The organism is Bartonella sp. B10 (assembly GCF_053794435.1).
Genome location: NZ_CP200030.1, coordinates 1,442,321 through 1,460,105 on the forward strand (window position 1 = coordinate 1,442,321; position 17,785 = coordinate 1,460,105).

Genomic DNA, 17,785 nt, shown 5'->3' on the forward strand with positions numbered 1-17,785 from the left:
TGTTTGTTATTTAACTAAAACTGGACCACTAGGTCTCTGAGGTTCATTTTCGTTGATTATACCAAGACGCTTTGCAACTTCCTGATAAGCATCAATAAGTCCACCCATGTCGCGGCGAAAACGATCTTTGTCCATTTTTTCTTGTGTTTGCATGTCCCACAAGCGAGCTGAATCGGGAGAAATTTCGTCAGCAAGAACAATACGTGTTGTTTCATTTTCCCATAAACGACCAAATTCCATTTTAAAATCAATTAATTGGATGCCAACACCTGCAAAAAATCCGGAAAGAAAATCATTAATTCGAATTGAAAGTTGCATAATATCTTCTAATTCTTGTGGAACAGCCCATCCGAAAGCGGTGATGTGTTCTTCTGTTACCATTGGATCATCTAGAGAATCATTTTTATAATAAAATTCAATGATGGATTGTGAAAGAGCTGTTCCTTCTTCTAATCCTAAGCGTTTAGAAAGAGAACCTGCAGCAACGTTACGGACAACAACCTCTAACGGAATAATTTCAACTGCTTTAATGAGTTGCTCACGCATATTGATACGCTTGATAAAATGTGTTGGGATTCCTAAGCGTCCAAGATGGCTAAAGATGTGTTCAGAAATGCGGTTATTTAAAACCCCTTTTCCGTCTATAATTTCATGTTTTTTTGCATTAAAGGCAGTCGCATCATCTTTAAAAAATTGAATATAAGTTCCTGGTTCAGGTCCTTCGTATAAAATTTTAGCCTTGCCTTCATAAATACGGTGGCGACGATTCATTGTAATTCTCTATTTTTTGAGAGGTCTTAAATAATATTGATAAGCAATACTATCCTAATTGATACAAATTCTCAATAATTGCTACGATACTTCTTAAGAATTTTTATTATTTGTATTTTATCTAAAAGGAACAAGGTTACATGTTGTGCTAGAATTAAAAAGATCACCTTTAACTAAATCAAAGCTTTGCAAGAAAATGGGAAAGAACCATAAGTCCTTCAGGCCAAGGTCCATGTCCAGATTCTACATCAATGTGTCCAGATTGCCCAGCATCAATAAAGAGTGCTCCCCAATCATAGGCAAGATTTTCTGCGATTGAAAATGGGCAAAATCTATCGTTACGGCTGGCTATTACCACGGATGGGAAGGGAAATTTTTTACGGTGGTATGAGCTAAATGTTTCAAAGTATTTAGGGCATATCTCTTCATTGTTTATGTTTGGAGGGGCAACAAGAAAAGCACCACAAATTTTTTTTGTGCTTTGTATAGTTGCATGAAGTGCTGCTGGGACTCCTAATGAATGAGCAATAATAACAACGGGTTTTTGAGATTGTGCAATAGCAATTTTAATTTCATTAATCCATTTTTCACCATTAAAATGTGATTGATGATTTTGTTGAATATGGCGAGCTGTGGATAATTTTTTCCCCCAGCGTGTTTGCCAATGATCAGAACTATATCCTTGATGGTCAGGAATCATAAGAATATCGAGTTGATTTACTTTCATTAATTGTTTCCTTCATTACAATAAAATTTGGAGTGCAATGGTGAGCTTTTGTATCGTAGGTGAAAGACAATATATTTCTTCATTTATAGAAAATTTTGTTGCTATTCGAAGACTCGTTTAAAAATCGTGTCGACATGTTTTGTATGATAAGAAAGGTCAAATTTTTCACGAAGTTCTGTCTCAGTTAAAGCTTTTGTAACATCTTTATCTTTGAGCAATTCCTCTAAAAAATCCTTTCCTTGTTCCCAAACTTTCATCGCGTTTCTTTGGACAATTCTATAAGAATCTTCACGACTAATTCCGGCTTGAGTGAGTGCTAAAAGTACACGTTGTGAATGCACAAGACCACGAAATTTATTAAGATTTTTTTGCATGTTTTCTGGATAGATAATTAAATTTTTAATGACAGATGTCAGTCTATCAAGAGAAAAATCAAGTGTAATCGTAGCATCAGGAGCGATATAACGCTCAACAGATGAATGAGAAATATCACGTTCATGCCACAGTGCTACATTTTCCATAGAAGGAAGCGAAAATGCACGTACCATACGTGCTAATCCAGTTAAATTTTCTGTTAAAACTGGATTTCGTTTATGAGGCATAGCAGATGATCCTTTTTGTCCAGGTGAAAAATACTCTTCTACTTCAAGAATTTCTGTTCGTTGCAGATGGCGTATTTCTATAGATAATCGTTCAATTGATGAGGCAATAACACCAAGCGTTGCAAAAAACATTGCGTGACGATCTCGTGGTATAACTTGGGTAGAAATGGGTTCTATGCGCATACCTAAAGCTTTTGCTACATGTTCTTCAACTCGTGGATCAATGTTTGCAAAGGTTCCTACTGCTCCTGAGATGGCACAAGTAGAAATTTCTTCGCGTGCTGCAAGAAGACGTTTGTGACAGCGGGAAAATTCAGCGTATGCGAGAGCAAATTTAATACCAAACGTTGTTGGTTCAGCATGAATGCCATGACTGCGTCCAATGGTGATTGTTTCTTTATGTTCAAAAGCACGTTTTTTTAATGCTTCAAGAAGTTTTTCTATATCTTTTAAAAGAATATTGCTGGCACGCATCAATTGAATATTAAGTGTTGTATCTAAAATATCTGATGATGTCATACCTTGGTGAACAAAACGAGCTTCTGGCCCAATGAATTCGGCTAAGTGGGTAAGAAATGCTATAACATCATGCTTGGTTATTTCTTCAATTTCATTGATACGATTGATATCAAATTTGGCTGCCGTTCCTTTTTCCCAAATTATTTTTGCTGCTTCTTTTGGAATAATACCCAACTGGGCTAGTGCATCACAGGCATGTGCTTCAATTTCAAACCAAATACGGTATTTCGTTTCTGCTGACCAAATTGCCGCCATTTCAGAGCGGGAATAACGTGTTATCATGACTTTTTCCTTATGGTGATTGTGTTATTGCGAGAGAATTGCAGCTTGGCGCAATGCATTAATACGCGTTTTGTAAAGGTCTTTGTGTCCATTTTTATAAATTGCAGAGCCTGCTACAAATACATTTGCACCAGTTTTTGCAGTTATTCCAATTGTATTTGTAGTGATACCGCCGTCTACTTCAAGATCAATGGGACGGTTAACAATCATGTTTTTAATTCGTTTAATTTTGTTTTGCATTTCTATGATAAAATTTTGTCCACCAAAACCAGGATTGACAGTCATTACTAAGATAAGATCTAATTGATCAAGCAAATATTCAAGAATATGTTCTGATGTTCCTGGATTAATTGCGATTCCTGCTTTTTTTCCCATAGCTTTTATTTTTTGTATAGAACGATGAAGATGAGGACTTGCTTCCGCATGAATAGTTATGATGTCTGATCCAGCTTTTGCGAACGCTTCAAGATAAGGATCCACTGGTGTAATCATCAAATGAACGTCAAATATTGTTTTTGTTAACGGGCGTAGAGATTTAATTACATCAGGCCCAAAAGTGATATTAGGAACAAAATGGCCATCCATAACATCAAAGTGAATCCAGTCTGCACCAGCATCGACAACATCCAATACTTCTTGGCCAAGTTTAGAAAAATCAGAAGCCAATAGTGAAGGTGCAATGAAATAAGAATGAGGCATTAAGATCTCCTTAGTTGTTTTTTTAGCATGCAGTTCTACATGTTCAAATATCATATGTGTAGAATATCAGAGAATGGAGCTATATATAGAATTGAAATTTTACTTGAGATTTTAGAAATTGTATATGAAAGGTGTATCAAATCACATTGTACATTAATATACATAACTTCAACGTATTATTATTTTATAAAGATATGATGAGGCATTGTACAAGTGGTTAGTGTAATTATGATAATTGATGGTATCAAAAAAAGAAATACAATAATAACCTAATTATTTTTTATTACATAATTTTGCAATACTTCTTACTTAATCTAATTTGAGATAATTCTAAAAACAACCAGTTTGTGCAAAATAAAATCTTGTGTCAATCTTTTTGGAAAATAACTGTTTTGTTAGAAGGCATTTTTTAGTTATTGTTATTTAGTTTAATGAGATAAGCGCGCAATATACTTCATTTTATCTGTTAAGGTATTGTAATAAGTCGTTAGCATAGAAAAATGCTATCTATATCCTATTTTTGTTTTGTGGGCTTATAAGCACAATTAAGAATGGCTTATCATATCATATTGCTGTTCTGATTAGAGCAAACATAAAATGATATATTTTATAAAAAACTTGTTGGTATGTTGCTATAAAAAAAAGCATTTCACACTTGTGTTGATTGGTATTACAAAATATATAGGCCACACATACCATATATGGAGGTTTATGGCATGAAAAAAAAGGTTGGTGGTCAATATCGTCCTAGTGAAGATGAACCTTTTATGAATGAACGGCAAAAAGCATATTTTCGCGCTAAATTGATTTCTTGGAAGAATGATATATTAAAAGAAGCTCGTGAAACTTTAGATAATTTGCAAGAAGAGAGTGCTGGTCAACCTGATTTTACCGATAGAGCGTCCTGTGAGACTGACCGTACAATTGAATTACGTGCTCGTGATCGTCAAAGAAAGCTTATTTCAAAGATAGATGCTGCTTTGGAACGCATTGATAATGGTACTTACGGATTTTGTGAAGAAACTGGTGAACCTATTAGTATAAAACGTCTTGAAGCTAGGCCGATAGCGGTGCTGTCATTGGAGGCGCAAGAGCGTCATGAACGACGGGAAAAGGTTTACCGTGATGATTGATTGGTCGTGATAGAAAATAAACCAAATATTCAACATATCAGGATTATTATTTTATTTTTTTGGGGAAGGAACGAATAAGGATGGTTCTTGTCTTCCTTCAATTTCTGCAATAATTGCCGAGTCTTTCAAATGTCCATTATCCACAAAAGAAATTGGAATGTTTTCCTGCGCATGCTCCATCTTACACGTAGAAAAAGAACTTTTTTCTGTCAGATCATGATCTTGGTGAGTTTCTAGTATTGTTGATGCTGGTTGTGTATTTTTCTTTTGTTGGTAAATACTTTGAGGAGAACCAACCACATTGGATTTCACAACGCAATCTGTTGATCCACCAATTAGAATTAAATGCTCTGTATCATCGCAACGTACCAAAATAAGACGACGTGCACAATCAATTTTTATTGCATCACATATAGTAAGTCTTTGTATTGGATTTTTTTTATGGGTATTGAAGTCTCTTTTGTTAAAATGGCGTAAAAACATAATGACCATAGCACTAATCACAATTATCACCACAAAAAGCATAAAACCTACGGTTATGCTTTCTGTGAATGCGCCTATCTGATTTGATAACCATGCATGCATGTTATTTTTCCATTTTCATGATTAAAGTATTATTTTCTATTTATATAGGTTTGTAAATATACTTCAACATGGTCATCTGTACTATAAAATGTGGTTAAAACATGATTTTTTAAATATTAAGTGATTTTAATTGGATAGGTATTATCATGATGTACACTGTATAATATCGATCATAAAGATAATTTTTAGCATAATAAATGCCCTTAACTAAGGTAAATAGAAATGGACAAAGGTTTTGATAATATTGAAAAATCATCGTCTACTTCCGTACATTGGATAGTTGTAGTTTTTTGTTTTGTTTTTGTAATAGCTTTTTTGTTTATTGTGGGGTTTTTAGGTTTTTTTTATCCGAAGAGCTATTTTTATAAAGCTGCGTTGGTATTTTTTTTAGCTTTTGCAGTTATAGGTTTTGTTACGCTTATTTTGATAATAATGGGCAAGATAAGCTACAAGACAGAATATTTGCATGAAGATTTTGATTTGAGCATTTTTAATGATGCTGATGAGGTGTTTATAGTATCAGACCTATCAGGTTGTGTTTATTATTCTAATCACAGTTATCGAAAAATTATTACATATAGGCCTGATGCATCTTGTTATGCGGTTATTGCAGATCTTTCTGGATCTGGTAGTCTTTCGTATCGATTAAAAGTTGCTGCATGTAGCAATCGTACGACGCAGGAAGAGTTAAGAACGGAGCAGCCAATTTTTAACCATTCTACACAAAGAGGTCCTGTTTGGTACAATATTTTCATTCAACCGATAACAAAGCGAAGAAAAAAATTTTTGCTCTGGCGCATCACGGATGTTTCGCATTTGCAGAATTGTCGTGAATCTTTTTTTTCTTCTTTTCAAGAGGCTGTTGATCACTTAGAGCAAACTTCTGTTGGTTTTTTATCTGTTAATGCACACGGAATAATTCTTTATGCAAATGCATTTTTTGCTGAATGGTTTTCTATTGGTTTGGTGAATTTTACTGTTGGTCAATATAATTTTGATCAGCTATTTTGTAGCAGTGAAAACAATAGTGCGTGGAGTGATATTTGTTTACAAAGTCATAAATACCAACATTTGGGTTATTCTATGCCTTATACATTTTCATTACGTGTAAGTTCAGAGGATGGCAGCGAGAAAATATTGAATTGCTTTATGTGTTCTTCTTCTCTTTCGGAGAATGAAATCGTCTACCGCATCATAATGATACCACAGCAGAGACAAAAGAAAAATGATGAATTTCAACCAAAATTACAAAGTGCACTAGTAGAATATTTCGATGTAAGTCCTTTTGCAATAGCAGTGGTAAATCAAAAAGGACAATTAGTTTACAGTAATCGCCCTTTTTCTTTGTTGATGGGATATACGGGCAAAAATACTAAACTTTATGATATTATATCTCAGTATGATAGTGCGCAGCTAGAGCACGCATTTCAGAAGATTGCGACAAATAAAGATTGTTCAGTTTTAATAGAAACAGTTTTAGAAAATAATAAAGAACGTCATTTACGTCTTCATATTGTTCCTGCAGCATCATATCATATTGATGAATTACAAAATTGGGTCATTGTATCTGTTACAGAAATAACAGAACAAAAAACGCTTGAAGATAAAATGGTGCAAAGCCAAAAAATGCAGGCTGTTGGGCAATTAGCTGGTGGTATTGCTCATGATTTTAATAATGTTTTAACAGCAATTGTGATGTCGTGTGACCTTCTTTTAAATACACATCGTAGTTCTGATCCAGCATATGCTGATCTTATCAATATCAAAAATAATGCTAATCGTGCAGCGGCACTTGTACAGCAATTGTTAGCGTTTTCTAGAAAGCAAACACTTCGACCTGAAAAAGTTGATTTTACCGAATTTTTATCAGACATTCGTAATCTTATTTTACCCCTTTTGGGTACCAGTATTCAGTTAAAAATTATTCATGGTAGAGATTTATGGAGCGTTGAGGTCGATCAAGCATCTTTTCAGCGTGTCATTATGAATTTGGTTATTAATGCACGTGATGCTATGCCAAAAGGAGGTACTATCACGATTGCAACCAACAATATTACAAAACAACAAAGTGCCGAATTGGATAATTTTGATTTTGCGATTGGTGAATATGTGCAGTTAACTATTTCAGATACAGGAACTGGGATATCACCTTCTATCCAAGAAAAAATATTTGAGCCATTTTTTACAACAAAAGAAGTCGGAAAAGGAACCGGACTTGGTTTATCAATGGTTTATGGGATTATAAAACAGACAGGTGGTTATATTTATTGTGATAGCCGAGAAGAGGAGGGTGCAAAATTTCATATTTTTCTTCCTCGTTGCATATCTGAGACTGGTGATAAGATTTCTTGGCAAATTCAAAAAGTAGATAAGGAAAGAAAAAATGAAGAAGACAAAAGTGCAGACTTAACAGGATCCGCAACTGTTTTATTAGTTGAGGATGAAGATTCTGTAAGAATAGGTGGAGTAAGAGCGCTCAAAATGAGAGGATATAATGTTTTAGAAGCGGCAAGCGGGATGGATGCACTCGCTATTCTTGAAGAAAATAAGGGCGCTATTGATATTATTGTTTCCGATGTGGTGATGCCAGAAATGGATGGGCCAACTTTATTTAAGGAAGTGCGCCAAAATTATCCTGACATCAAATTTATTTTTATTTCTGGATATACAAAAGATAATTTCACCAAAAATCTTCCGCAAAATGCTTCATTTGGTTTTTTATCTAAACCATTTACACTTAAACAGTTGGCTATAGAGGTCAAAAAAATGCTTGCACAGTAAAAAGAGAAAAATGATGCATTATTTTTATTTTTTAAATATACATGTCATTATAATAAAACAGTAGCTAATAATCATTTTAATACTCATAGCGAAAAAATAAATTATTGTAGATTTTGTGTATAAAATTTTCTTAAAATAGTAAATCTAACATTAAATTAAATATAATTACAGTTTAAAATATGTATTTTTAGTAATTAAATTAAGGTATAATTTTGTAACGAGCAAGTTAATGTACTCAAAAGGATAGAAGTTGTTGTTGAGCATTTGTCATTTTATCGTTTCCTTCAATGAAGGCTTTTAAAGCCTGCGGGTAGAGCTTGTGTTCAATTTTAAGAACTCTTTGTGTTAAGCTATCAATGGTATCGTTTGTGCATACTGGAACTGCTGCTTGGGCAATAATTGTTCCTGCATCCATGTCTTCCGTAACCAGGTGAACAGTGCAACCAGTAATTTTAACACCTGCTTGTAAAACTCTTTCATGAGTTTTCAAACCTTTAAATGATGGTAGAAGGGAAGGATGAATGTTTAAAATTCGTCCTTCATATGGTTTTATAAAGTGCGCTGAAACGAGTCGCATATAACCCGCAAAGCAAATAATGTCTGGCTGATATTGATCTAAAACTCGAAAGATAGATTCTTCATGTGCTTTTCTAGTTGGATAACTTTTGTGATCAATAATATGAACAGGCAAATGAAAGTTACGTGCTTTTTCAATGCCAGCAGCATGAGGGTTGTCACAAATAACAGCAGCGATCTTAGCTGGATATGTTTCTTGTTTGCTTTTTTCAGCAAGGGCTAACATATTAGATCCATTGCCAGAGATAAAGACAACAATTTGTTTTTTCATAAATGAAGTGTTCCTTTACAAAAAATTTTCTTATTTTGGTGTTTTGTTAAAATACCCAGCAAAGTAACGGTTTCTCCTTGTTTTTTAAGTTCTTCTGTAATCGTTTTTACTGCATTTTGTGCTACGATAATGACCATACCAATACCGCAATTAAATGTTCGTAACATTTCTATTTCCTCTATTTTACCTTGTTCAGCGATCCATGAAAAGACCGATGGAACATTAATAGCAGACAGATTGATTTCAGCGCAAAGAGTTGCTGGCAGTACGCGTGGAATATTTTCGAGAAAACCTCCGCCTGTGATATGAGCTAAAGCTTTGATTCCTTCATAATTTCGTATAACTGATAGGAGTGATTTTACGTAAATGCGTGTTGGTGTGAGAAGTGTTGTGCCAAGGCTAATTTGGGGATTAAAAGGGGCTGGATCTTCTAATTTTAGGCCACTTTGTTGGATAATATGTCTAACTAGCGAAAAGCCGTTGGAATGCACTCCGGATGAGCTAAGACCTAAAATAATATCACCTTCCATAATGTTTTGTGACGGTAATAGTGCGTTACGTTCGACAGCTCCTACGGCAAATCCTGCCAAGTCATAGTCTCCTTTCGCATACATATCAGGCATTTCTGCAGTTTCTCCTCCAATGAGAGCAGCTCCTGCTTGCTGACATCCAGCCGCAATACCTGAAATTATTGTAGCACCTTGTTCAGGATCAAGTTTTCCGGTCGCAAAATAATCAAGAAAGAAGAGAGGTTCAGCACCTTGTACAAGTAAATCATTGACACACATGGCTACGAGATCAATACCGACAGTATCGTGTACACCCATTTCAATAGCAATTTTTAATTTTGTTCCTACACCATCATTGGCAGCTACGAGGATAGGATCTGTGAAGCCTGTTGCCTTTAAATCAAACAAGCCACCAAAGCCACCAATTTCTGCATTTGTACCCGCTCGTTTTGTTAAGCGTATGTAGGGTTTAATTTTTTTTACCATGGCATTACCCATATCGATATTTACACCGGCTTTTGTGTAGGTAAGACCATTATTAGATTTATCATTCGTTAGATTTTTATCGTTATCGCTCATTTAAGCTTTCCTTATGGAAAATCAGATTATTATATTATGCAATGCCATGGTAAAGTTATCTCTGCAAGATATATTGGTATTTAGCGTTTAAGAAATTAGTGACTTTACTTGACCCGTGTAAAATAAGTTTATAATCTTTTATAAGAATTTTTTTGGAATGTTTATGAGTAAGATACCGGATAATCACGATAATTCTGCTTTGCAGATGGCACAAGAAAACATTACTGGGGGTAGAGCTCATAGTTGTTACACAGCTTATGCTCAAGTATCACTACCAAACAATATGAATATGAAAAAGCAAATTTTGTTTTGGTTGAGTACATTGGTTTTTTTCATTCTTTTTATGTTCGTCTTTGGATCAATTTTACTTCCTTTTGTTGCAGGGATTGTATTAGCTTACTTTCTTAATCCAATTGTTCAATTTCTTGAAAAAATTGGTATTCGTCGTGTTTTTGGTACTATTCTGATTACTTTGTTTATTATTGTTGTTTTTGTTGCTGCCTTAATAATCTTGATTCCTGTTATTAGTGGTCAAATCCAGCAATTTATGAGTGATGGTTTGCCAATTTATATTCATCGTATTCAGGTTTTTTTTAGTAAGCATGATTTTGATTGGGTAAGGCGATATTTTGGTAGTGACCCAAGTGAATTGCAGACTAATATAACAGGGCTTTTAGGACAGGGATCTGATTTCATTAGATCTCTTTTGAATTCACTTTTGAAATCGGGAAAATCTATAGTTAACATAGTTAGTCTATTTATAGTAGCACCTGTGGTGGCATTTTATATGTTACTAGATTGGCCACGTATGGTGTCAGCAGTTGATTCGTGGATACCACGAGATCATCTTAAAACTGTCCGTGGTATTTTTCATGAAATGGATAGAGCTGTTGCTGGCTTTGTTCGTGGACAAGGAACAGTTTGTTTAATATTGGGAGGATATTATACTATTTGTCTTACTATCACAGGACTCAATTTCAGTCTTTTAATTGGTGTGTTGGTTGGTCTTATAAGTTTTATTCCTTATATCGGCGCAATGAGTGGTTTTGTTCTATCTGTTGGTGTAGCATGGGTTCAGTTCTACCCAGATAATTGGGGTTGGATTATTGTCATTATAACTATCTTTTTTATAGGACAATTTATTGAAGGTTATATTCTTCAACCTAAACTTGTAGGCTCGTCAGTAGGGCTTCACCCAGTGTGGTTGATGTTTGCGCTTTTTGCTTTTTCTTCGTTATTTGGTTTCACTGGCATGCTTGTTGCAGTTCCTGCTGCTGCGGTTGTTGGTGTTTTGGTTCGTTTTGCCCTTCATACTTATCTTAATTCTCAAATGTATTCTCGAAGTGGAAATTCGGAGCCGCTGACATGAATGAGCGTGAAATGCAGTTACCTTTAAATTTTTCTTACAAGTCTGCTTTTCAATTTGATGATTTAATCATTACAGAAAGCAATCGTATGGCTTTTAAGCTAATTGACCATTGGCCAAACTGGATTCTGCCTGTCGCAGTTTTGGTTGGAAAAGAAGGATCCGGAAAAACTCATTTTTCTAATGTATGGGCACAGAAAGCTGACGCTTTAATTATTCATCGTAATAAAATTAATCAAGCTATTGCTGTGGCTTCTTCAGGAAAATCGTTTTTAATTGAGGATATTGACGCTGGTAAAATTAGTGAAATTGACCTTTTTCATTTTATTAATAGTATTAAGCAAGCAAATCTTAATGCGTGTCAATCTACTTTACTAATCACTGCACGTACAGTACCTTCTAGTTGGAATATACAGTTAAATGATTTAAGGAGTCGTCTTAATTCTGTTATGTTGGTTACAATTGATCAACCTGATGATGCGTTGTTGACAGCTGTTGCTTTTAAGCTTTTTTCTGACAAGCAAATTACTGTTCATCCAGATATCATTTACTATCTTATAAATCGTTGTGAGCGTTCTTTATTTTCGTTGAAGCGTATTATTGATTCTATTGATCAGCTAGCATTACAAAGAAAAAGCAAAATCACACGTGCTGTTGTTGGTGAAGTTTTGAATATGGAAATTCATTAAATACTTTTTTCTAATTTATGTACTTATCTTTGTGTAAAAGTATAAAATTTTTGATAAGAGCTGGATAAAAGAATAAAGAAGTAGAGATTTTAAATCAATTTTTTATTATTATTAAACTATTTTGATTCTAAAGTTGCATATTGCTGAAGGTAATTGAAGCTATTCTAAAAATAGTATTAATAATTGTGTATTTTTATATAAAAATTAATTAGCCCTGTTATAGGGAGAGAATTTTTTCTTTTGTGGATATCACTTTTTAATCTCCATCAACAACGTATTGCTTAACATAAAAGTTATTATTTATAAAAAAATAGAACAAAATTTAAAAAAAAATGTGTTTTACTCTTGCACTTCTGTTACTAAAATTTTAGGAGATGTGCATTGGATAAGTAAAAATGGCGGAGCGTAGCGCAGCTTGGTAGCGCACCTGATTTGGGATCAGGGGGTCGTAGGTTCGAATCCTATCGCTCCGACCACGTTTGTATGTATAGGATAGTAGCTCAATTGAGTGGGGATGGTAAATTAATTGTCATCAAATACTTTGTGTAGTTTGAAGGAAAATTATCATGATTGCACGTATTTATAGTCCTGCGAAAACAGCTATGCAGTCAGGTAAAAGAAATACTGGTTTTTGGATTTTGCAGTATGAGCCAGCGCGAGCAAAAATGCTTGAGCCTCTCATGAAATACACGGCAACATCTGATATGAATAATCAGGTAAAAATTCGGTTTAATATGAAGGAAGAGGCCGTTGCTTTCGCAGTCAGGAATGCTATCCCTTATCGCGTAGAAAAATCATCTAAGCAAATTCGTCGCTCTATTTCTTATTCCGATAATTTTCGTTGCGATAGGCAACAATCTTGGACACATTAGTGATTATGCCGTTTTGAATTAAGAAAATGATAAATTGGTCCCGTAGCTCAGCTGGATAGAGCAACGGCCTTCTAAGCCGTGGGTCACAGGTTCGAATCCTGTCGGGATCACCAGATTTAGATAAAGTCGATGAATTATTATAAGATACCGTAAGATTCAGGTATTTTGTTTTATTGGGTAAGTTTCTATTTATCGCACGACTTCGAATTATCGCACGACTTCGAATCATTTTCTTTAAAATATAAAATCCATAATAGATTATAAAAATAGAACATTAAATTATTCTATTATGTTTATCGTTAGAATTTAATCCGTATTTTATCATACTTAAAAAAATCTTGTTTCTCTTTATGGTATATTTTATCTGAAACAAATCTTGCTATATCACTTGAATTGTATTTTATGCTAATTTTTTGCACGATCATAATCATAGATCATAATTTTTTCACTTTTTATGGTAGCTTAATCAAAATGTATTATAGGTTTTATACCTATCGTGTTTTATATTATAATTTTTTGTTGAAAAAAGAAAGTTTCAGAAGGAATGATAGTTAAAATATCTAGAAATCACTTACATTCATGCGTTTTTACAGCAGCTATGTTTTCTTTTTTATCGAATGCAGATGTTGAGGCAGGTTCTGATTCTAAATCACCCATATTATTCTCATGTAAAGAAGACAAATTGTCTTATAGATGTAATGATCGTAAGAAGCATGTAATTTCTGATAAAGTATACAACATCATTGAATTTTTAGAAGAAGAAAAAAAGGGAAATGGATCTTTTATGCTGCCTGCTGCTATAATGGCGCAGGAGTCAGGTACAGTTATCCAAGCTATGCGCATTCAAGTGAAAGGTACGAATGATGCAAGTAATAAAGATACCAATGGCGTAGTTAAAAGCGGCAATGGTGTATTTGTATCAAAGGGCGGAAAAGTTGTTTTATACGATTCAACCTTTAAGGATGTTCCAGTTGGCTTGAAGGCTAATGGTGGAGAGATTGAGATAAATCGTGGAATAATTGGAGCGACAAAAGTAGGTGTTTATGCAGAAAATAAAGGAACATCTGTTATTTTAAAGGGAGCGACAATTAAGGTAGACGCTCAGGAAACCAATAAAGGAACAGCTATTTTTAGCGCAATTGGTGCGGATATTAATATGTTGTATGGGGCAATTGATACGACAAATGCTGCTGCACTCTATGTTAGTACTAAAGGAAATGCAACTTTAGATGGGATTATCGTTACTGCAAAAAATAAGAAAACGAGAGATGAAGAAGATAGAATTTCTCATGCAGTTTTAAATATAAATCAATATGGTTCTATCAATTTAAAGAACAGCAGCGTTGTTGCGTCTAATGTTCGTGGTTTATGGATTGGACTTGATGCTAACGCGCCATCAAATACTGGAACAGAAGAGAATATTTTAGTTTCTCATGTTAATATTGAAGATTCAAAAATTACAGTTACCGGTGACAATTATGGTATACACTTGGATATGAAGAGAGGAAATAACGAGTACGAGCAAGGAATTGTTGTGTTAAAAAGGACAGCCTTTGAAGTATTAGATGGTACAGCTATTCATAGCAGCAAAAGTAGCGGTTATATTGCAGCATTCAAAGGTACGACAATCTCTGGTGATTTATTGTTAACGTCTGAGAGAGGATCTTCTATAACGCTTTTAGTTAATTCCTCTTCACTTACAGGAGGTGCTCGTATTTCTGGTAATTCCACTGCTGAACTTTATTTAACAGAGGATTCACAGTGGCTTCTAACAAAAAGAAAAAAAAGAAATTTGCAAGACTTTGATCGTGTAAATTCATCTGTTTCTTTTGTAAAGCTTTCTGATAGTGCTATTGCTTTTGAAGATCCAACATCTCATGAATATCAAGTGCTCCGTATTGGAAATGGATCAGGTGAAGTTTATAATGCGCAAGGTAATGCGCGTCTTTATCTTAATACGTATATCAATAGTGATGGTTCTCTTGATCATCAGAGAACTGATAGGCTTTTGATTCATGGTGATGTTTCAGGGAGAAGCACAGTGCATGTGCAAATTATCGTAGGAAATCAAGAAAAAATAGTGAATGGTAAAAATGCTCAAGACATTTCAATTATTCAGGTTTCTGGAAAAGCAGAGGAGGATTCTTTTCAGCTGAGTGGCGGTTATATTGCATTGGATGGTTTACCTTATCAATATTATCTCCGTGCATATGGTCCAAGTTCTTCTCTTGGTCGTTCACGCACCAGCCAAAGGTTAGTTGAAGGTAATGAAGATTTTTGGGATTTTCGACTCGAGAATAAACGTGCTCATCCCACTCTATCTACTCCAGACGGGTTAATTTTATCTGCATCTGATTCTTCTTCTCACACTGAATCAAGAACAATGGCCGTTGTGCCACAGGTTCCAACTTATTTGTTATTGCCAAATTCTTTGTTTCAAGTTGGTTTATTGGATATCAGTAATCAAAACAATCAATTAACTATGATAAGAACTGTTTCCAGTAAATTGTTAAAAATAAATGAATCACCTTCTTTATTTTTACGTGGTTATAGCGGTAATTACCGTTATTCTTCAAATTTGTCTGCACTTGAATATGGTTATGGAGGAAATCTAGATTATAGCGCTATTAAGGCAGATATTTTATTAAGTACAGCTGAGCACACATCCTTTGGAGTTATGGGGATTTATGGAAAATTTTCTTTGTCTCCTCAGAATGTTGAAAAAAGTCAAAAAAGTACGTTAGATAGATGGTTAGTTACAGCATATGGTAGCATGAAACATGATGTGGGGGTTTATGTGGATGGTCTTTTATCTTATGGTTTGTTTAGAGGTGATATCCTAACTTCTGCTAAAGGAAAGGTCGCAACATTAAAAGGAAGCTCTTTCAGCTCTTCATTGACTATTGGTAAAACATTTATGACTAGGTATGAAGGTCTTGTTTTTGATCCGCAGATTCAGTCTATTTACCAATATCTTCGGTTTAATAAGGAACGTGATATTGATGGTTTGGATATTGAGATAGGAAATCCTGATAAATGGATGATGCGTGTTGGTGGGAGTTTAACAAAAACTTTTGTTCGATTGGATAAGAATCGCACGGTTTCTTTTTATGGTAATTTGCATTTTGCTCATAGTTTCGAAGGAAAACAATTTGCGCATTTTAAAGATCCTTTTCAGTTAGGTTCTTTTGGTTCTTCTTTAGAGATTGGGTTTGGTGTCCATTCACAATTATCTCCCAAAATTACAATTCAGAGTGATTTTATCTACAAGCATAAGCTTACACAAGCTGGTTTCTCAGGGATTAATTTTTCTGGTGGATTGCGTTATCATTTTTAATTAATTTTATAAAGATCTATAATTAACTTATTACTTTATCTATTTTATTTTTGCTATTCCAGCAATGATCTTTTTGCAGTTTTTGTAAGATTTTTTTGATACTGATAAGTATATTATACTGCAGAAAAAAAGAGTTATAAGATAGAGTTAAGATATAAGTTTAATATTTTTCTTGTTCTGTAACAGTTTAGAAATAATTGTAGTTTGACACTATGTTTTGTAGTAAGTGGGAAAAAGTAAGATTCGTTAAAAACAAGTGATAATTTATTGTTTTTATGTGTATTTTTATCGTTAAATGCGTATTTTATTAAAAGAGCAGAAAAGATTTTCTATAAGTTTTTCTTTTAGAGGAGCATTAGGTCGTATAAGCTATGCAATCAAGCTTTTTCATAAGGCTATAAGGGATAGTTTGTGATTTAAAACCTACTGCTTTAGCTATGTCTGTGAAAATTTCATCATTGCCAGTCATAAGCTAGTTTAATGAAACACCGCATATCTTTTAATATTTAGAGAGAGAAGAGGTTGTTGGTTCACTTATACCGGTTTAATAAGTTCTTATAGATCTAGCGGTTATACCAAAATTCTTTGCAAATTGCTTACGCTTTGTAAAACCAAGGATGCGTCGCACTTCGCGAAAGCGTTTTGCTAATTTTGTTTTTTATTCTATTTCTGAACGTGCCTAAAAATTATATAAAAATCAATATAATTTTTGATTAAATAATTATATTGATTTATGCCTCTAATTACTGCCTGTTATTTTTAGAGGAGGCTTTAGCGGTAGCAGCCTCAGAAGGGGATAGGATGTGTTGTGCCATAGGAAGTGGTTCTTTGACATTAGAAGGTCGACCGGAAATTATGGCTGGCTAGCCTCTTTTGTTACGAGAGTTTTGTGAAGAAATGAATGAACCATGGAAAGCCTCAACGGTGATCCATTATTATGAGAAAGCCAGCGGCTATACCATAGAAATTATCTTAGAAGCCCCAGAAAAGAGAAAGGAAGAATCGGAAAATTAAATTTGTTCAAATAATGCTTGTGAGGAAAAGAAAATAATCTTCATTTTAGAGGGTTTGAAGACTCTTTGAAAAGTTATTGAAGATCCTTTTAGAACCTCTTAAAAGCACTTTGAAAAAAATAAATTTGTGCAAAACGAGGTGGTAAGCTATAAAGGTGGTAAGCTGCGACGATTAACTTATTGAAAATTAAGGATTGGTGGGTGATGAGGGAATCGAACCCGCGACCCGCTGATTAAGAGTCAGCTGCTCTACCGACTGAGCTAATCACCCATACTCATTTAAAACGATTAGAATAAGAGATTCTATAGCGTTCTGAAGAAAGGATGTCTAGGTGATTTTGTTATTTTTTCATATGGGAACAATAACAGCCATGGTTAACCTAAGGTGTATAATTAAATATGCTGTTACCCCTTGATCTTATACAAAAATAGAACCATTATAGTGACCTCTATAAATAAATATTGTAATTATTA

13 protein-coding genes, 3 tRNA genes and 2 pseudogenes are annotated in these 17,785 nt (G+C 34.2%); 9 read left to right on the forward strand and 9 right to left on the reverse strand.

The window, feature by feature from the left end; all coding sequences use genetic code 11:
- Positions 1-6: 6 nt before the first annotated feature.
- The 4 genes from purC to rpe all read right to left on the reverse strand — a co-directional run bounded on the left by purC (position 7) and on the right by rpe (position 3,600).
- Positions 7-771: a phosphoribosylaminoimidazolesuccinocarboxamide synthase gene (purC, locus tag V3565_RS06105; RefSeq protein ID WP_455478286.1), complete on the reverse strand. Its 765-nt coding sequence runs from the start codon at positions 769-771 to the stop codon at positions 7-9.
- 178 nt (positions 772-949) lie between these two features.
- Complete coding sequence (locus V3565_RS06110; protein WP_455478287.1) at positions 950-1,498, reverse strand: alpha/beta hydrolase; 549 nt, start codon at positions 1,496-1,498, stop codon at positions 950-952.
- Between the two features lie 101 nt (positions 1,499-1,599).
- Positions 1,600-2,901 (reverse strand): adenylosuccinate lyase, encoded by a 1,302-nt coding sequence (gene purB / locus V3565_RS06115; RefSeq protein ID WP_455478288.1) that lies wholly within the window; start codon positions 2,899-2,901, stop codon positions 1,600-1,602.
- A 24-nt stretch (positions 2,902-2,925) separates the two neighbouring features.
- Complete coding sequence (gene rpe / locus V3565_RS06120; RefSeq protein WP_455478289.1) at positions 2,926-3,600, reverse strand: ribulose-phosphate 3-epimerase; 675 nt, start codon at positions 3,598-3,600, stop codon at positions 2,926-2,928.
- Positions 3,601-4,316: 716 nt separating this feature from the next.
- Here rpe and dksA point away from each other — a divergent pair.
- Positions 4,317-4,733: an RNA polymerase-binding protein DksA gene (dksA, locus tag V3565_RS06125; RefSeq protein WP_455478290.1), complete on the forward strand. Its 417-nt coding sequence runs from the start codon at positions 4,317-4,319 to the stop codon at positions 4,731-4,733.
- Positions 4,734-4,784: 51 nt separating this feature from the next.
- Here dksA and V3565_RS06130 read toward each other — a convergent pair whose 3' ends face one another.
- Entirely contained in the window at positions 4,785-5,318 is a 534-nt protein-coding gene (locus V3565_RS06130; protein ID WP_455478291.1) for a flagellar biosynthetic protein FliO, read from the reverse strand.
- A 222-nt stretch (positions 5,319-5,540) separates the two neighbouring features.
- Between V3565_RS06130 and V3565_RS06135 the strand changes: the two genes are divergently transcribed.
- Complete coding sequence (locus V3565_RS06135; RefSeq protein WP_455478292.1) at positions 5,541-8,099, forward strand: ATP-binding protein; 2,559 nt, start codon at positions 5,541-5,543, stop codon at positions 8,097-8,099.
- Positions 8,100-8,334: 235 nt separating this feature from the next.
- Here the strand turns inward: V3565_RS06135 and purN are convergent, their stop codons facing one another.
- Together purN and purM are read right to left on the reverse strand one after the other, a co-directional pair.
- Positions 8,335-8,946 (reverse strand): phosphoribosylglycinamide formyltransferase, encoded by a 612-nt coding sequence (gene purN / locus V3565_RS06140; protein WP_455478293.1) that lies wholly within the window; start codon positions 8,944-8,946, stop codon positions 8,335-8,337.
- Positions 8,943-10,034 carry a phosphoribosylformylglycinamidine cyclo-ligase gene (gene purM / locus V3565_RS06145; RefSeq protein ID WP_455478294.1) on the reverse strand — a complete coding sequence of 364 codons (1,092 nt, stop codon included), beginning with the start codon at positions 10,032-10,034 and terminating at the stop codon, positions 8,943-8,945. The genes purN and purM overlap by 4 nt, the downstream gene beginning before the upstream one ends.
- Before the next feature lie 205 nt (positions 10,035-10,239).
- On the opposite strand from purM, the gene V3565_RS06150 reads away from it, so the two are divergent.
- The 6 genes from V3565_RS06150 to V3565_RS06175 all read left to right on the forward strand — a co-directional run bounded on the left by V3565_RS06150 (position 10,240) and on the right by V3565_RS06175 (position 16,298).
- The gene (locus V3565_RS06150) at positions 10,240-11,403 is read left to right on the forward strand and encodes an AI-2E family transporter (protein ID WP_455478883.1); all 1,164 of its coding nucleotides are present in this window, start codon (positions 10,240-10,242) and stop codon (positions 11,401-11,403) included.
- A complete protein-coding gene (hdaA, locus tag V3565_RS06155; RefSeq protein WP_455478295.1) occupies positions 11,400-12,089 on the forward strand; it encodes a DnaA regulatory inactivator HdaA in 690 nt (229 codons plus the stop codon). Before V3565_RS06150 ends, hdaA begins: the two co-directional genes overlap by 4 nt.
- 399 nt (positions 12,090-12,488) lie before the next feature.
- A tRNA-Pro gene (locus tag V3565_RS06160) sits at positions 12,489-12,565 on the forward strand.
- 90 nt (positions 12,566-12,655) lie between these two features.
- Complete coding sequence (locus V3565_RS06165) at positions 12,656-12,961, forward strand: ETC complex I subunit (protein WP_455478296.1); 306 nt, start codon at positions 12,656-12,658, stop codon at positions 12,959-12,961.
- A 36-nt stretch (positions 12,962-12,997) separates the two neighbouring features.
- A tRNA-Arg gene (locus V3565_RS06170) sits at positions 12,998-13,074 on the forward strand.
- Positions 13,075-13,505: 431 nt separating this feature from the next.
- Positions 13,506-16,298 carry an autotransporter outer membrane beta-barrel domain-containing protein gene (locus V3565_RS06175; protein ID WP_455478297.1) on the forward strand — a complete coding sequence of 931 codons (2,793 nt, stop codon included), beginning with the start codon at positions 13,506-13,508 and terminating at the stop codon, positions 16,296-16,298.
- A 358-nt stretch (positions 16,299-16,656) separates the two neighbouring features.
- On the opposite strand, the pseudogene V3565_RS06180 reads toward V3565_RS06175, so the two are convergent.
- Positions 16,657-16,926: pseudogene (locus V3565_RS06180) on the reverse strand (helix-turn-helix domain-containing protein); the annotation flags it as partial.
- 119 nt (positions 16,927-17,045) lie between these two features.
- On the opposite strand from V3565_RS06180, the pseudogene V3565_RS06185 reads away from it, so the two are divergent.
- Positions 17,046-17,312: pseudogene (locus tag V3565_RS06185) on the forward strand (late control protein); the annotation flags it as partial.
- 194 nt (positions 17,313-17,506) lie between these two features.
- Here V3565_RS06185 and V3565_RS06190 read toward each other — a convergent pair.
- A tRNA-Lys gene (locus tag V3565_RS06190) sits at positions 17,507-17,582 on the reverse strand.
- Between the last annotated feature and the right edge of the window lie 203 nt (positions 17,583-17,785).

Bases quoted from the DNA above. Each gene is read 5' to 3' on its own strand.
- purC (WP_455478286.1), bottom strand. From the start codon at position 771: ATGAATCGTCGCCACCGTATTTATGAAGGCAAGGCTAAAATTTTATAC.
- V3565_RS06110 (WP_455478287.1), bottom strand. From the start codon at position 1,498: ATGAAAGTAAATCAACTCGATATTCTTATGATTCCTGACCATCAAGGA.
- purB (WP_455478288.1), bottom strand. From the start codon at position 2,901: ATGATAACACGTTATTCCCGCTCTGAAATGGCGGCAATTTGGTCAGCA.
- rpe (WP_455478289.1), bottom strand. From the start codon at position 3,600: ATGCCTCATTCTTATTTCATTGCACCTTCACTATTGGCTTCTGATTTT.
- dksA (WP_455478290.1), top strand. From the start codon at position 4,317: ATGAAAAAAAAGGTTGGTGGTCAATATCGTCCTAGTGAAGATGAACCT.
- V3565_RS06130 (WP_455478291.1), bottom strand. From the start codon at position 5,318: ATGCATGCATGGTTATCAAATCAGATAGGCGCATTCACAGAAAGCATA.
- V3565_RS06135 (WP_455478292.1), top strand. From the start codon at position 5,541: ATGGACAAAGGTTTTGATAATATTGAAAAATCATCGTCTACTTCCGTA.
- purN (WP_455478293.1), bottom strand. From the start codon at position 8,946: ATGAAAAAACAAATTGTTGTCTTTATCTCTGGCAATGGATCTAATATG.
- purM (WP_455478294.1), bottom strand. From the start codon at position 10,034: ATGAGCGATAACGATAAAAATCTAACGAATGATAAATCTAATAATGGT.
- V3565_RS06150 (WP_455478883.1), top strand. From the start codon at position 10,240: ATGGCACAAGAAAACATTACTGGGGGTAGAGCTCATAGTTGTTACACA.
- hdaA (WP_455478295.1), top strand. From the start codon at position 11,400: ATGAATGAGCGTGAAATGCAGTTACCTTTAAATTTTTCTTACAAGTCT.
- V3565_RS06165 (WP_455478296.1), top strand. From the start codon at position 12,656: ATGATTGCACGTATTTATAGTCCTGCGAAAACAGCTATGCAGTCAGGT.
- V3565_RS06175 (WP_455478297.1), top strand. From the start codon at position 13,506: ATGATAGTTAAAATATCTAGAAATCACTTACATTCATGCGTTTTTACA.